Origin of the sequence: Bacillus sp. CH140a_4T (genome assembly GCF_008923725.1) — a bacterium.
Classification (GTDB): Bacteria; Bacillota; Bacilli; order Bacillales; family Bacillaceae_G; genus Bacillus_A.
Map to the genome: position 1 here is coordinate 837,807 of NZ_WBPF01000013.1, position 15,258 is coordinate 853,064.

16 protein-coding genes, 1 pseudogene and 3 other annotated features (1 of these 20 cut by a window edge) are annotated in these 15,258 nt (G+C 36.6%); of the genes and pseudogenes, 7 read left to right on the top strand and 10 right to left on the bottom strand.

Annotated features, from left to right (window positions below):
- Window positions 1–240: a binding site (T-box leader), on the bottom strand (it extends 12 nt beyond the left edge of the window).
- A 130-nt stretch (window positions 241–370) separates the two neighbouring features.
- From pheT to F8162_RS13110, 3 genes are all read right to left on the bottom strand, one after another.
- The gene (pheT, locus tag F8162_RS13100) at window positions 371–2,791 is read right to left on the bottom strand and encodes a phenylalanine--tRNA ligase subunit beta (RefSeq protein WP_151633355.1); all 2,421 of its coding nucleotides are present in this window, start codon (window positions 2,789–2,791) and stop codon (window positions 371–373) included.
- An 18-nt stretch (window positions 2,792–2,809) separates the two neighbouring features.
- Window positions 2,810–3,844 carry a phenylalanine--tRNA ligase subunit alpha gene (gene pheS, locus F8162_RS13105; protein WP_000388217.1) on the bottom strand — a complete coding sequence of 345 codons (1,035 nt, stop codon included), beginning with the start codon at window positions 3,842–3,844 and terminating at the stop codon, window positions 2,810–2,812.
- A 43-nt stretch (window positions 3,845–3,887) separates the two neighbouring features.
- Window positions 3,888–4,116 (bottom strand) — a binding site (T-box leader).
- Window positions 4,117–4,164: 48 nt separating this feature from the next.
- The gene (locus F8162_RS13110; RefSeq protein WP_151633353.1) at window positions 4,165–4,962 is read right to left on the bottom strand and encodes a TrmH family RNA methyltransferase; all 798 of its coding nucleotides are present in this window, start codon (window positions 4,960–4,962) and stop codon (window positions 4,165–4,167) included.
- An 82-nt stretch (window positions 4,963–5,044) separates the two neighbouring features.
- Here F8162_RS13110 and sspI point away from each other — a divergent pair, with 82 nt between their 5' ends.
- From sspI to F8162_RS13140, 6 genes and pseudogenes are all read left to right on the top strand, one after another.
- Window positions 5,045–5,254, top strand: a complete 210-nt coding sequence (gene sspI / locus F8162_RS13115) for a small acid-soluble spore protein SspI (RefSeq protein ID WP_000009511.1) — start codon at window positions 5,045–5,047, stop codon at window positions 5,252–5,254.
- 177 nt (window positions 5,255–5,431) lie between these two features.
- Window positions 5,432–5,989, top strand: a complete 558-nt coding sequence (locus tag F8162_RS13120; protein WP_151633351.1) for an HD domain-containing protein — start codon at window positions 5,432–5,434, stop codon at window positions 5,987–5,989.
- Window positions 5,990–6,128: 139 nt separating this feature from the next.
- Complete coding sequence (locus F8162_RS13125) at window positions 6,129–6,842, top strand: CPBP family intramembrane glutamic endopeptidase (protein ID WP_151633349.1); 714 nt, start codon at window positions 6,129–6,131, stop codon at window positions 6,840–6,842.
- A 141-nt stretch (window positions 6,843–6,983) separates the two neighbouring features.
- Window positions 6,984–7,355, top strand: a complete 372-nt coding sequence (locus F8162_RS13130; RefSeq protein ID WP_151633347.1) for a DNA-binding protein — start codon at window positions 6,984–6,986, stop codon at window positions 7,353–7,355.
- A 38-nt stretch (window positions 7,356–7,393) separates the two neighbouring features.
- Window positions 7,394–7,483, top strand: a pseudogene (locus F8162_RS13135) (ammonia permease); the annotation flags it as partial.
- Between the two features lie 99 nt (window positions 7,484–7,582).
- Window positions 7,583–8,209: a hypothetical protein gene (locus F8162_RS13140; RefSeq protein ID WP_151633345.1), complete on the top strand. Its 627-nt coding sequence runs from the start codon at window positions 7,583–7,585 to the stop codon at window positions 8,207–8,209.
- Between the two features lie 19 nt (window positions 8,210–8,228).
- Here F8162_RS13140 and F8162_RS13145 read toward each other — a convergent pair whose 3' ends face one another.
- The gene (locus F8162_RS13145; RefSeq protein WP_151633343.1) at window positions 8,229–10,010 is read right to left on the bottom strand and encodes a DHA2 family efflux MFS transporter permease subunit; all 1,782 of its coding nucleotides are present in this window, start codon (window positions 10,008–10,010) and stop codon (window positions 8,229–8,231) included.
- Window positions 10,011–10,022: 12 nt separating this feature from the next.
- Window positions 10,023–10,676 (bottom strand): HlyD family secretion protein, encoded by a 654-nt coding sequence (locus F8162_RS13150; RefSeq protein ID WP_071710402.1) that lies wholly within the window; start codon window positions 10,674–10,676, stop codon window positions 10,023–10,025.
- A 296-nt stretch (window positions 10,677–10,972) separates the two neighbouring features.
- Between F8162_RS13150 and F8162_RS13155 the strand changes: the two genes are divergently transcribed.
- On the top strand, window positions 10,973–11,590 hold the full coding sequence (locus F8162_RS13155; protein WP_151633341.1) for a TetR/AcrR family transcriptional regulator: 618 nt from the start codon (window positions 10,973–10,975) through the stop codon (window positions 11,588–11,590).
- Between the two features lie 39 nt (window positions 11,591–11,629).
- Here the strand turns inward: F8162_RS13155 and F8162_RS13160 are convergent, their stop codons facing one another.
- From F8162_RS13160 to infC, 5 genes are all read right to left on the bottom strand, one after another.
- A complete protein-coding gene (locus tag F8162_RS13160) occupies window positions 11,630–12,715 on the bottom strand; it encodes a M42 family metallopeptidase (protein WP_151633339.1) in 1,086 nt (361 codons plus the stop codon).
- A gap of 69 nt (window positions 12,716–12,784) precedes the next feature.
- A complete protein-coding gene (locus tag F8162_RS13165) occupies window positions 12,785–13,276 on the bottom strand; it encodes a dUTP diphosphatase (RefSeq protein ID WP_000365057.1) in 492 nt (163 codons plus the stop codon).
- Between the two features lie 469 nt (window positions 13,277–13,745).
- Window positions 13,746–14,102 (bottom strand): 50S ribosomal protein L20, encoded by a 357-nt coding sequence (gene rplT / locus F8162_RS13170; RefSeq protein ID WP_001138364.1) that lies wholly within the window; start codon window positions 14,100–14,102, stop codon window positions 13,746–13,748.
- 37 nt (window positions 14,103–14,139) lie between these two features.
- Complete coding sequence (gene rpmI / locus F8162_RS13175; protein WP_001125946.1) at window positions 14,140–14,340, bottom strand: 50S ribosomal protein L35; 201 nt, start codon at window positions 14,338–14,340, stop codon at window positions 14,140–14,142.
- Between the two features lie 21 nt (window positions 14,341–14,361).
- Entirely contained in the window at window positions 14,362–14,865 is a 504-nt protein-coding gene (gene infC, locus F8162_RS13180) for a translation initiation factor IF-3 (protein ID WP_000973214.1), read from the bottom strand.
- A gap of 62 nt (window positions 14,866–14,927) precedes the next feature.
- Window positions 14,928–15,048 (bottom strand) — a sequence feature (ribosomal protein L20 leader region).
- Between the last annotated feature and the right edge of the window lie 210 nt (window positions 15,049–15,258).

Consider the following 15,258-nt stretch of genomic DNA (forward strand, 5'->3'; position numbering starts at 1 on the left):
AGGTTAAACTTCGCGGTACCACCCAATTTGTCATAAAGACCAACTTTAACTCGTATGTAATACATACTTCCCGGTTTGTAACAGGCCGGATTCCCGTCTAAGCCTACTCTTGAATATAAGTTTCAATTTCGGTTAGCAACTCCAAGGTGTTCTTCACATATACCGCCTCATCAGGCTCTCACCGTCCCTGACTCGCTTTGGATTATAGTATATACTACTTTTCCTTATCATCGTCTTTCATTTTGTTAAACTAAAATTAATGTACTACATTCGAGAGAAAGATGCAAGATACCTTAATATTTATCGGCGATTTTTATCATATATCGTCGTGCCATAAAAAAATTGCCGGAATTAATCCGGCAATCTTTTATTACTTACGTAACTCCGCACCAAATTTCTCTTCTACCGTTGTTAATACACGGTTATGTGCTTCTGTTACTTCTTCGTCTGTTAACGTACGTTCTGCATCGAAGTAGGTCATAGAGAATGCAAGTGATTTCTTGCCTTCTTCCATTTTTTCACCTTCGTATAAGTCGAATAACGTTACGTCTTTCAGAAGTTCTCCACCAGCTTCAGCAATGACTTGCTTCATTTCGCCAGCTTTTGTTTCTTTCGTTACGACAACAGCCATATCACGTGTCATAGATGGGAAACGTGGAATTGCTGCGTAGTAAGTTTCTTCTGCGTCTGCACCGAATACTTTTACAAGAGATAGTTCGAATACGAATGTATTTTTCACATCTAATTGTTTTTCTGCTTCTGGGTGCAATTGACCGATGAAACCAATTACTTCGCCATCTAATACGATGTCAGCTGTACGACCTGGGTGCATACCTTCACGTTTTGCTGGTGCATATGTGATTTGGTTTGCAACGCCAAGTACGTCGAATAACCCTTCTAGTACACCTTTCACAACGAAGAAGTCTACTAATTTCTTCTCACCTTGCCATGCATGGTGAAGAGCAAGACCTGTCATAACACCTGCAAGATGTTGTTCTTCTTTCGGAAGTTCTCCTGCTTCTGTTGGTAAGAAGATAGAACCTACTTCGTATAAAGCAACGCTATCGTTTTTACGTGCAACATTGTATGAAACTGCTTCTAACAACTGTGGCACTAAGCTTAGACGAAGTTGGCTACGCTCTTCACTCATTGGAAGCGCAAGGTTTACAGGCGCCTTTTCGTTTGGCTCAACCATATATTGTTTCGCTTTGTCAGCGCTTGTTAATGAATACGTGATTGCTTCATATAGACCCGCACCTTCTAAGAAGCGACGTACTTTACGACGTTTCGTTTGTGCTGCTGTTAATTTACCACGTGTCATTGTTCCAGAAGGTAATGTAACTGGAATGTGGTCATAACCGTATAGGCGGCCCACTTCTTCTACTAAGTCTTCTGAAATTGTAATATCAGGACGACGTGCTGGTACATTCACATGGAATGTTCCTTCTACTTCTGTGAATGGGAACTTCAAGTTTGTGAACATCGTACCCATTTCACTTGCAGAAATATCTGTACCTAATACACGGTTTACTTTTTCAGCAGTAACAGATACTGTACGCTCTTGTACTTGTAAGTTGTCAGCTTCTACTACACCTTCAAGTGCTTCTCCGCCAGCGTATTTCGCCATTAAAGCAGCTGCGTGTTGAATGGCTTCAAATGTACGTGTTGGGTCGATTCCTTTTTCAAAACGTGCACTTGATTCACTGCGAAGACCTAAGTCTTTTGATGTACGGCGCACTGTTTGACCTGCAAAGTATGCAGACTCGATTAAAACGTTCACTGTCTCATTTGTAACTTCAGAATCCGCTCCGCCCATTACACCAGCAACAGCTAAAGCTTTTGTTCCGTTTGTAATTACAAGGTGGTGGCTTTGTAACGTACGCTCTTGATCATCTAACGTTTCAATTTTTTCGCCTTCTTTTGCAAGACGAACAACGATTTCTTTTGAACCTAATTTATCGTAATCGAATGCATGTAACGGTTGACCGTATTCCATTAAAATGTAGTTAGTAATATCAACTACATTGCTAATTGGACGAATGCCAGCTGCCATAAGGCGCGTTTGCATCCACATTGGTGATGGACCAATCTTTACGTCCTTCACCATTTTTGCAATATATAATGGGTTTTCTTCTTTAGCTTCTACACTTACAGAAATGTAATCAGAAGTTTTTTCTGCTGTTTCTTGTAAGCTGATAGCTGGAAGTTTTACTTCACGGCCATAAATAGCAGCGACTTCATATGCAACACCTAACATGTTTAAGCAATCTGCACGGTTTGGTGTTAAACCAAGCTCAAGTACTTCATCATGTAAATTTAAAATTTCAAGTGCGTCTGCACCAACTTCAGCGTCACTTGGGAAGATGAAGATACCGTCTGCGTATTCTTTCGCAACTAACTTTCCATCAATGCCAAGCTCTTGAAGCGCACAAACCATACCGTGAGAAGCTTCACCGCGTAGTTTTGCTTTTTTAATTTTGAAGTTTCCAGGAAGTACAGCGCCAACTTTTGCAACTGGTACTTTTAAACCTTTTGCAATGTTAGCAGCTCCACAAATAATTTGAACTGGCTCTTCTTCACCGATATCGATTAAGCATTTGCTTAACTTATCAGCTTCTGGGTGTTTTTCACATTCTAATACGTGACCTACTACAACACCTTTTACACCTTTATTTAATACTTCAACACCTTCTACTTCAATACCACTTTTCGTGATTTTGTCTGCTAGTTCTTGTGCTGTTACATCTTTAATATCTACATACTCTTGTAACCAACGATATGATACGAACATACTTATCCTCTCCTTCCCTTACGCTCGTTTGAATTGTTGTAAGAAACGTACATCATTTGTATAGAAATGACGAATGTCATCTACGCCGTATTTCAACATTGCGATACGCTCTGCGCCCATACCGAATGCGAAACCTTGATATTCTTTTGAATCATAACCAGCCATTTCAAGTACGTTCGGGTGAACCATACCTGCGCCTAAAATTTCGATCCAACCAGTTCCTTTACAAGTGCCGCAACCTTTGCCGTGACACATCATACAAGAAATATCCATCTCTACAGATGGCTCTGTGAATGGGAAGAAACTTGGACGAAGACGGATTTCACGATCTTCACCGAACATCTTTTTCACGAATACTTGCAGTGTACCTTTTAAGTCACTCATGCGAATGTTTTTATCAATTACAAGACCTTCAATTTGCATGAACTGGTGTGAATGCGTCGCATCATCATCATCGCGGCGATACACTTTACCAGGACAAATAATTTTAATTGGGCCTTTTTCTTTATTATTTTCCATCGTACGTGCTTGCACAGAAGATGTATGTGTACGTAGTAACGTTTCTTCTGTAATGTAGAATGTATCTTGCATGTCACGCGCTGGGTGATCTTTCGGTAAGTTTAATGCTTCGAAGTTGTAGTAGTCTTTTTCTACTTCTGTTCCTTCAGCTACTTCATAACCCATACCGATGAATACATCTTCAATTTGCTCAACAACAGCTGTTAACGGATGGTGACAACCTGTTTCAACAGGACGACCTGGTAATGTAACATCAATTGTTTCAGTAGCTAATTTCGCTTCAATTACTGCTTTTTCTAAGTTACCAATTTTGTCGTCTAAACGCGTTTGAATTGCTTCACGTACTTCATTTACTAATGCTCCCATACGTGGACGCTCTTCTGCTGATAATTTTCCCATGCCGCGTAATACTTCTGTAATTGGACCTTTTTTCCCTAAATACGCTACGCGTACGTCGTTTAAGCCCTTTAGCTCTTTCGCTTCTTCAATAAGCTCTAACGCTTTTTGCTTTAGCTCTTTTAAACGTGCTTCCATTTGGAACCCTCCTAATTTTAAAAATAAAAAAACCTCGCTCCCAAAAAGGGACGAGGTAAATTCGCGGTACCACCCTAAATTGACAGACCAGGTCTGCCCACTCATTAGTTATAACGATCAATTCTGACCGGAACGCCTTTACATATATATGGTCCTGGCGTCAACTCAAGAGGTGAATTCACTTCCGTCTACCATAAGAATGCTTTCAGTCTAAGGCATTCTCTCCCTATATGGCGATTTTGTAAGTTACTCTTCTCTATCAACGTTTTTCGTTATTTAACTTTTAATATAATATACTTCAACTTATTATAAGAAGTTTTTTATTTGTTCGCAACTGGGCTTTGTAAATAATACGTTAAAATCCCTGCTGCAACCGCAACATTTAATGATTCTGCCCCGCCGTAAATCGGAATATACAAGTTTTGATCACTTTTTGCAAGAATTTCTTGGCTTACGCCGTTCCCTTCATTTCCTACAATTAATGCAAAACTACCAGCTGGTGTTACTTCACCATACGGAACCCCATTTTCAAGAGCTGTTCCATATACAGGAACGTTATTTTCTTTTAACTTGTCTACCCATTCTTCTAAGTTACCTTTTACAACTGGTAAATGGAAAATAGAACCTTGTGTAGAGCGAAGCACTTTACTATTATATGCATCAACGCATCCTTCTCCAAGCACAACGGCATGAATACCAGCTGCATCAGCTGTACGAATAATTGTCCCTAAGTTGCCTGGGTCTTGAAGACCATCTAATAAAAGAAACTTCCCATCAGCAAGAGCTACTGCACTCTCGTGTTTCTCACAAACAGCAAATACCCCTTGCGTCGTTTCTGTTTCACGAAGTACTTTTACGATTGCTTCAGGTACGATATACATTTCCACATCATTAACTGTCCAATCTTTCGGAAGATCTGTCTGATCAGAAACGATAAGTTCTGTTACAACTCCCGCTTTTAAAGCTTCCTCCACTAAGTGGAATCCTTCTACAAAAAATAAACCTTTTTTATCGCGCTCTTTTTTCGTCTGCAGCTTTTTCCACTGCTTCACACGCGGATTTTGCACTGAATCAATGTTTTTCATAATATGTATTTCCCTCTCTTCTTGTCTTATCATTATAGCCTATTTTTCATACATATTTACATAAAAAAGAACAAAAACTAACGTCAGTTTCAATTCTGAAGAAGAGGTGAAGATAATGAGTTTTAATTTACGCGGTGCTGTATTAGCGAATGTATCTGGAAATTCACAAGATCAATTACAAGAAACGATTGTCGATGCAATTCAAAGCGGTGAAGAAAAAATGCTTCCAGGTCTTGGCGTTTTATTCGAAGTCATTTGGAAAAATGCTGATGAAAATGAAAAACACGAAATGTTAGGAACACTGGAGCAAGGTTTAAAAAAATAAACAATAAAAGGTCACCTTAGAAAAAAACTAAGGTGACCTTTTATGTCTATAAAATTTTTCTTCTCCTAAACATTTCTACTTTACTAACGCTATCCCGATGGAGTACAATATTCAAAATACATTTAAACCGATCGATTTTCTTATAGACACCATTAGATAAAAAGGAGTGAATGTTTTATGCAACGTATTACGCTTGAACAAGTTTTTAAACATCACATTACACAAAAATATGTAAACCGTTCTGGAATGGTCCACGCGATTGCTGTCGCTTACCATGCGTTTCACTTAGCGAAAAAGCATCATGCCTCAGTCGATGCTGCAACAAAAGCTGGTTTCCTTCATGATATCGGACATCACACATGGTACAGTGAGGGAGAATGGGACTATGACTTGTATAAAAAGAATGATATACATGCAATTAAAGGAGCAGAAAGAGCTCATAAATTGCTTATTAGATTAGGAGAACATCCGAAACTAGCAAAAGAAATTTCTATCGCGATTCTTCTTCATACAGATTCTTTCTTAGTACAGCAAGAAATTGAAAGAACATCTCTTCAAAACATTATTAAATGGGCAGACGAAGCAGATGAAGAACCGGGCGGAGCGCACCATTATAGAACGATTTCTTATGAAAAAGCACTTAAAGCTATTCAGCAGTTAGACCGATTGGTAGAGCGTGAATTACAAATAGAGCGATCGAAATCTAATAACAAGGCAGAACATAGTTATCAATGAGAAAGAGGCATCACTATAGGGTGATACCTCTTTTATTATTTTATGGAAAATACACCTTTATATGTAATATTTAAATATTACATATAAAAACAAAACACTTTATAATTAAATATACAAATATAAAGAGGTGATTTTATAAATGCAACCCGCTACACAACTTTCTAATGAACAGAAATACTCTATGTCATGGGGACAATTTATTAGCTCCGTTTTATTCGCTTTTTTCGGAACCGGACTTATTACTGTGTTCCTCGCAATGCCCTTAACAATTTATACAGCTGGTCTTACAGATAAAAAACAAATTGCCCTGTATGAATCTATTGCAAATACTGCAAGTATCGTATTACAACTAGCCGTGTTGTTATTCTTCATTTTTAAATTCGAACCCGCAAAAAAATTACTACTACAATCTTTTAACTTTAAAGCACTTAAAGAATGGCGTACATACGTATACTTACTTCTTTTCTTCGCTATAAACATTATACTCAATTACATATTGTTAAATTATGTGTTCCAAGACGCAACAAAGCAGCAATCTTCCGCATTAAACTTAGACGTTTTTAAACAGTATCAAATATTATTACTTCTCGGTTTCGCAATACTTACACCAATTTTTGAAGAGCTTATTTTCCGTGGCTTTATACTTCGCTTCTTCTCAGAGCGCTTTCCATTTTCGATTGCAGCCATCATAACAAGTTTCTTCTTCGGTATCGCTCATACATACTCACTTGGAGTAATGGTAATTACTTTCTTCATGGGATTATTAATGGCTATTTTATGTAAAAAAACAAAATCCATTATTCCGGCTATGTTATTTCATATTATGAATAATATGTTAGCATTCTTGAGTTAAAAAGAGGTATCATCACGATACCTCTTTTATTAATTCGTATCATTACTTCTCATTTCTATCAATTTATACACATTTATTAATAATACCTAAAATAAACCTTATGTAGTAAAATATAACTCATTACATAGAAGGAGATTACATATGTTTAGCTTACTTTGGATTGTTTATATGCCACTTCTTGTTTTATGTGGATTTTTCGGTGGTATTTTTTTAATTGTTACTAGCATGAAACATCGTAAATTATTTGTTGGTTTAATGGGGCTACTTAGCCTATCCTTCGTCACACTACCTTTTGTTTTTTTAAGTACAGGGATTAATATCGATACAATCTTCCCTATTCCAACTTCTCTATACTGGACGCTATTTTCTTTAACTGGATTATTCGCAGGATTAAGTGGATTACAAGCAAAAATTAAAAGTATACGTAATATGGGATTCATTATTTTTATCGCTGGAATATTAGGGGTTATCTTCTGGGTACTTATGTCTGTAGGGGATTCATTCTATATATAATATTTTTTAGAACCCCATAAATCGGAGGTAATACAGAAGTGTTCGGAATATTAACTTGGATGATTTTAGCTCTTACTTTAATGCTATGCGCATTTATCGTTAGCAGTTTTTTAATCATTGTTGGCATTACACAGGTAAAAAGAAATATATAGCTGTAAAAACAGCCGTACAAGTTACAACATCAATGGGTGTTTCACCTAATGGTTCTTCTGCGGGAGGAGTTACACTTGGAGAATAAAATAAAAGGGGTAAGTTCGTATGGTAAATTCCATGTGTTTAATACTTTTATTTATCAATGGTTTAAATCTAAAGTAAATGAGGGACATACATTAGTCTCCTATATTCCTTTTATTACAAATGAGAGTCAAGTTGATGAAATGCGTCCATTCTTTGAGGAAGTAGAAGTGAATGTAGAAGATAATGATATTCAAACATCTCATATGACACATGAGGCAATGGATTTGATTTATAAAACATTAGTTGATAAAGAATGGGATTCTTCTTATTCAGATATTTTTTCCTTTTTTAATGATGAAGCAAATAAATTTGCTGTGTTAGATTTTGATTCTTTGCATAAAAAAAGAGAAATTTTTTTTTATCGGAGAGGTTCAAGTGCCCCATTAAAATTTGATGATTTTATATCCAATCTAAAGGTTGCAGATGAAAATGCGGAAAATTTTGAGGATGAAGGTACATTTTTATTCCCACCACCACTTATCGTAAATGAAGAAAAGATAAATAAAATGATGGATTATTTATCTAAATTTGGCATCACTGTTAAGATACGTACAGTTTCTACCGATATTAGAGAAGAGTATTGTTTGGACTATATTAGTGTGAAATTTAATGGTTAAAAGTAAAAAAGCAGGGAAATTAATTCCCTGCTTTTCTATTTGGTTTATTGCCTGACGGTAAGAAGAACGATAATACCCAAGCAATACCTGCTAATATCGTTGCAATTAAGAAGGCATCGTTAATACCGTTAATTGCAGATAGCTTTGAAATTTGTCCGAATAATAGCTGCGTGCTCATCGCATCTCCTGCTTGAGCTGATCCGGCAATCGCTGCTAAACTTTGGCCCATACCGTGTACTTTATCAACTAAAATTGGGTTTGACGTCGTTAACATGTTGCCGTAATCTGCTACGTGAGCAGTCGTTTGTTGCGTCATAAGTGTAATTAATATCGCCGTTCCGATTGAACCAGCTACTTGTCTTGACGTATTTTGCGTTGCTGTACCGTGAGAAATTAATTTCATCGGCAGTGCGTTCATACCAGCTGTCATAATTGGCATCATAATGAAGGACATACCAATCGAACGTATAATATAATCCATCATAATAACGCTATATGGTGTATCCATCGATAACGTTGTGAATTCATATGTCGCAAATGTTGTAATGGCTAATCCGACAATTGCTAACGGACGAATACCATACTTATCAAATAGTTTACCTGCAATAGGTCCCATGATACCCATAATTAATGATCCTGGTAGTAATAATAAACCTGATTCAATCGGTGTGAAACCGCGAATGTTTTGCAAGTATACTGGAAGCAATAACATACCTCCGAATAATGCCATCGTAACGATTGCATTAATTACTAAAGTAAAAGTAAATACGGGGTATTTAAACACTTGTAAATCAAGCATTTTATTGTCCGTTGTTAACTCTCTCCAAATAAATACCGCAATACCTACTACACCAATGATAAGCGAAATAACAACCTCTGCACTAGTCCAACTATTATTTCCTGCTTCACTAAATCCGTACAATAAGCTACCTAATCCAATACTTGAACTAACAACACCGAATACATCTAATTTCGTTTTAGATACCGGCTGAGCTAGTGTAAAGAATTTTAAAGATAGGAACGTAATAATTAAACCAATTACAAACATTCCGTAGAACATTAAGTTCCAGCTGTAATTTTCAATTACCCAACCTGTTACAGTTGGTCCGATAGCTGGAGCTAAAATCATCGCTACACCTAGTAATCCCATCGCCGCTCCACGCTTATGAGGCGGGAACAATGTCATGAAGATATTCATACCAACCGGCATTAAAATACCTGCACCAACCGCTTGAATAACGCGGCCCGTCATCATCATCGTAAAGTTTCCTGAAGTAGCACAAATGATAGATCCTACCGTGAAGAATAACATGGCCGCTACGAATAATTTACGATACGTAAATCGTGAAACTAAAAAGGCACTAATCGGTACTAAAATACCATTTACAAGCATGAAACCTGTAATTAACCATTGTGCTGTTGAAGTTGATACGTTAAATTCATTCATTAACGGAGGTAATGCAACGTTAATGATTGTTTGATTTAAAATAGAAACGAACATACCGAGAATTAATACAGCTACAACTGCTTTTACGTTCACATTCTCTGTAGGCGTAAACATTTGTTTTTTCGGCACTTCTTCTTGCTTCCCTGTTTCTAACTCAACTACATTAGAAATTTCTACTTCTTGCTTTCGTTCAATTTCCTTCTCTTCTGTTTCTACTTTACTTACTTCTATTTTATTTACGGCTGGGACTTGTTCTTCTCCCACATTCGTTTTTTTCTTTCGTAAAAGACGATTTACAAGGAAGAAGACGATTATACAAAATAGTGCATATCCTACAATTACGATTGAGGACATCTCATCTCCCCCTTACTTATGAATACGAACTGTCACATTCATGCCAGGAACAATATTTACTGATTTGCTATGATCTAAAGAAATTTTAACTGGTACTACTTGTGTTACTTTCGTATAGTTCGCTGTTGCGTTGCTTGATGGTAACATAGAGAATGTATTCGCTGTTGTTAATCCCACTTGCTCCACTTTTCCTGATAACGTTGTATCTGGGTATGCATCTACATACACATCTACATCTTGACCTTTTTGTACATCGTCAACATCTGTTTCTTCAATGTTTGCTGTTACCCATAAGTTGTTCATATCAAATGCATAAGCAATTGGGCTACCTGCTCCAACGAAAGCATTTGTCGTCGCGTTTGATTGTACAACTGTTGCATTTTGCGGAATTGTTACGTCTACTGTTTGCTCTCCATTTGCTGCCGCTACAGTAACAGCACCTAATTTATCATTCTCGTTGTAGTTCTTTCCTACTTCAGCTTTCCAGTCAGTTAATTTACCTGCTACTGGTGATGCAATCGGAATTACTTTTCCATCAATTTTTGCATTTTCTGTTTTCAAATAATTTTCCGCTTGATTGTAATAGTAATAACCGCCAATACCGCCGCCAACTAGTACAATTAATGTGATAATGTTGATAATCACCATTCTTCGAAACTGATTCATTGCATTCCTCTCCTTATATCGCATATAATTTTTTCTAAACTATTCACGTCCTTATTGTTTAGACTGTTTAATTGTTAATTATATTAACTTTTAAACAAAAAAATCACACCATTTACAGCGTAAACTAAAATATGTCTACCTGCGAGCGGTGCTGATTTCTGAAGGACTATCGTTTATAATTATAAATAATTATTTTGAATCTACAACCAACAATTTACGTATGAAATGTCGCTTAAACAACAATATAATACCATCGTGTTGTTTAAGTGTGAAAAATTAAACGAGGAGAAGCAAAAATGTCTATTAAAAATACAAATGATCCACGTGTAAAGCGGACGAGACAACTCATACAGGATGCTTTTGTCGCTTTAGTAGGCGAAAAAGGGTTTGAAAATGTAACTGTTCAACATATTGCAGAACGTGCTCCTGTAAATCGCGCTACGTTTTATAGCCATTACCATGATAAATATGATTTATTAGACAAAAGCATTGAAGAAATGTTAGAGAAGTTAACGGAAGTAATCAAACCGAAAAATAAAAATAAAGAAGAATTTCAACTTACATTTGATTCACCAAATCCAACCTTTTTAGCTTTATTCGAACATATTGCAGAAAATGTGAACTTCTATAACGTTATGCTTGGTGATAAAGCCGCTGGAAACTACTCTTATAAAATGATGAAAACAATACAAACACATTTAACATTAAGCTTGTCTATTTCACAGCCAGATGATAAAGACCTTATGGTTCCTCGTGATATTTTAATTAGTTATGTGACAGGAGCTCATATCGGGATGATTATGTCATGGTTAAAAAGAGGGATGATTTATACCCCGCATTTTATGGCCATGCAATTAACTCGTTTAATTATTTTAGGAGCTCATACTGCTGCAGGATTAGAAAGACCTTTTTAAAGCAGAAAAAGCGAAGGAGAATCTCCTTCGCTTTTTCTATTAATTAAATGTAATGTTATGTACAGCCTCTTTATCAAGACGTTTAATAACTTCTACAATTAACTTCACTGCATTCTCATAGTCATCACGGTGTAACATTGCCGCATGAGAATGAATGTAGCGTGTCGCAATCGTAATTGCCATAGACGGAATACCATTTACAGAAATGTGAATTGCGCCTGCATCCGTTCCACCGCCCGCTACTGAATCATATTGATACGGGATTTGTAGTTCGTCAGCAACATCAACTACAAAGTCACGTAAACCTGTATGTCCAATAACAGAAGCATCATATAAAATGATCTGTGGTCCATCGCCCATTTTACTTTGCGCTTCTTTTGCCGTTACACCTGGCGTATCTCCAGCGATACCAACATCTACTGCGAACGCGATATCTGGTTTAATATAATTCGCAGATGTTTTCGCTCCACGAAGACCAACTTCTTCTTGTACAGTCCCTACGCCGTATACAATGTTTGGATGCTTTTCATCTTTTAATTGTTTTAATACGTCGATTGCAATTGCACAACCAATTCGGTTATCCCATGCTTTTGCAAGTAACATTTTTTCATTTTTCATCACTTGGAATTCAAAGTAAGGTACAACTTGATCTCCTGGTCGTACGCCCCACTCCATTGCCTCCTCTTGGCTAGAAGCACCAATATCGATGAACATGTCTTTAATATCAACTGGCTTTTTACGCGCTTCTGGCGGTAAGATGTGCGGTGGTTTTGAACCAATTACACCTGTTACATCTCCTTTACGTGTTACAATTGTCACGCGCTGCGCAAGCATAACTTGTGACCACCAGCCACCAACTGTTTGGAAACGAAGGAAACCTTTGTCATCAATTTGCGTAATCATAAAGCCAACTTCATCTAAATGACCTGCAACCATAATTTTTGGACCGTTTTCTTCCCCAACTTTTTTCGCAACTAAACTTCCTAAATTATCAGTAGAAAGTTCGTCCGCAAACGGCTCAATATATTTCTTCATTACTTCGCGTGGTTCACGCTCGTTACCCGCAATACCACGTGCATCTGTTAATTCTTTTAGCATTGTCAATGTCGCGTCTAATTTTGTCATTGCCAACACCCTCCTTTTTCTTGAGTCACTTCATTATACAAAAGGAAATTGAAATATTCAAAAATTAAATCAGTATCCTTGTGTTTGACGCTGATGATTCACTTCATTTTTATCTAAATATGCCTTTTCAATTTCTTCTTGCTCAAACTCTAGCGCTTGTCCAAGTCGAAGGTAGCTTGTAAATAATTCAATATAGTTCGTAATAGATGGTTGATCTGTAAAACGAATTACTTTCGCATATGTGTCTAAGAAAATTTCTACTTGCGTTTTATTCGTTTGTGCACATTTATAGAATAGGAAGTTTTTATCAATACCTAAATCAATTCCGATTGATAAAATAAAATGCAAGCCATCTACGTATTCTTCTAATATTACTTCACGTTCTGATGCTGGTTTGTTGCTCCAATATTTAAAACAACGTGTTTCATTTGCAAGTTCTCCAATTTCTACAAGAAGAGCTAACATTTTTTCTTTTAACAACTTTTTCGGTTGTAAGTCATGCTCTTTCACAATACGGTCATCTAATTCTTTTTGTAATTTAAATAGTTGTAGTAAGTCCATTCTATTGTCCTCCTCCAACATCGCATTTTACGCAACAATGTTGTTTCATCTCAAAGTTCATTATTATTTTTTGTTTCTTATTAATAAGTCAGCCATTTATCTCTTTACAAAATAGCTTGTCCTTAATTTACAAATACGTTTCAATCATCACTATTAGATTGTTCACTCCGATTGGTGATAGTTAATCATTATCCGGGGATTGTCCACTGATAAAAAATTTATTTTATCTGATGAAAGTTCCATATCATCTTTCCATTATAGCAGTGTCGTTTCAGGTAGGAAAGATACTCTTCTTTCCAAAGGGGGATAATTGAAAAAAGCCAGGAGAATTTTCTCCTGGCTTCATATATATTCTTCTATATCGCTATAGCTTTTATATTGATTTTGTCATATCGATAACGACATACTTCTCTTTGCATACAAATAAAAAACCTTAGAAGAAAAATCTTCTAAGGTTTCAACTAATTAATTAGTTAATGTTGTTTTTTGCAACTGTTGCTAATTCAGCGAAAGCTTTTTCGTCATGAACAGCTAAGTCAGCAAGCATCTTGCGGTTAACTTCGATGCCAGCATTTTTAAGACCGTGCATTAAGCGGCTGTAAGAAAGACCATTCATACGAGCTGCTGCGTTGATACGTGTAATCCATAATTTACGGAAGTCACGTTTCTTTTGACGACGGTCACGGAATGCATACATTAGAGATTTCATAACCTGTTGGTTAGCAACCTTGAATAATGTACTCTTAGAACCGTAGTAACCTTTTGCTAATTTTATAACTTTTTTACGACGTTGACGAGTAACTGTACCACCTTTTACTCTTGGCATAATATTACCTCCTAATTGTTCTATATATCAGCCGAACTTATTTTAAGTTGTCAAGCATTTGACGAATGCGTTTGAAGTCACCAGCGCTTACTACACCAGCTTTACGTAGTTTACGTTTAGCTTTTGTAGATTTGTTAGCGAATAAATGGCTTGTGTAAGCGTGAGAACGTTTCAGTTTACCTGATCCAGTCTTTTTGAAACGCTTTGCAGAGCCGCGATGAGTTTTTTGTTTAGGCATAGGTATTTCCTCCTCTATCTATTACTTATCGTTTTTCGGTGCTAAAACTAAGAACATACTACGTCCTTCCATTTTAGGTTTAGATTCAATTGTACTAACTTCAGCACAAGCTTCTGAGAAGCGATCTAAAACACGTTGACCGATTTCTTTATGAGTAATGGCACGTCCTTTAAAGCGAATTGACGCTTTAACCTTGTCGCCTTTCTCTAAAAACTTGATAGCATTACGAAGTTTTGTGTTAAAGTCGTGTTCATCAATTGTTGGACTTAAACGAACTTCTTTCATGCTAATTACTTTTTGATTTTTGCGCTGTTCTTTTTCTTTCTTCTGTTGCTCAAAGCGGAATTTACCGTAGTCCATAATGCGGCATACTGGCGGTTTCGCATTTGGAGCAACTAATACTAAATCAAGATTAAGATTTGCAGCTAAGTCTAAAGCGTCATTACGAGACTTGATTCCAAGTTGATCGCCATTTGCACCAACTAAACGTACTTCACGTGCACGAATTTGCTCGTTAATCATCATATCCTTGCTAATAGTAAGCCACCTCCAAGGTTTTTTCAGAACATATTTTGTAGTCATAGAACCCGACAAAAAAAGTGCGGGCATACGACACCCACACTTGTAAATTCTTAAGTAAGAAATACATTTACCTGTAAACTGCGAATGCGTCCATCAGGTGAGAAGCGGGTGCTTCTACTTGTTCCACAAAACAATATTCTATTATCCTTGATGAGTTTATCATAGGACATGACGTCTGTCAAGAAGACGCGATGTGTTTTACTAACAACAAGAAATATTGTAACAAACAACTAACATACTTGCAATACTTTTTTATGATAAGTATAGTTTGGTTATTTTTTCTAGTTTTTCTTTTTTATAATACATACGAAAGCCGCGGTATACCGCGGCTCTGTC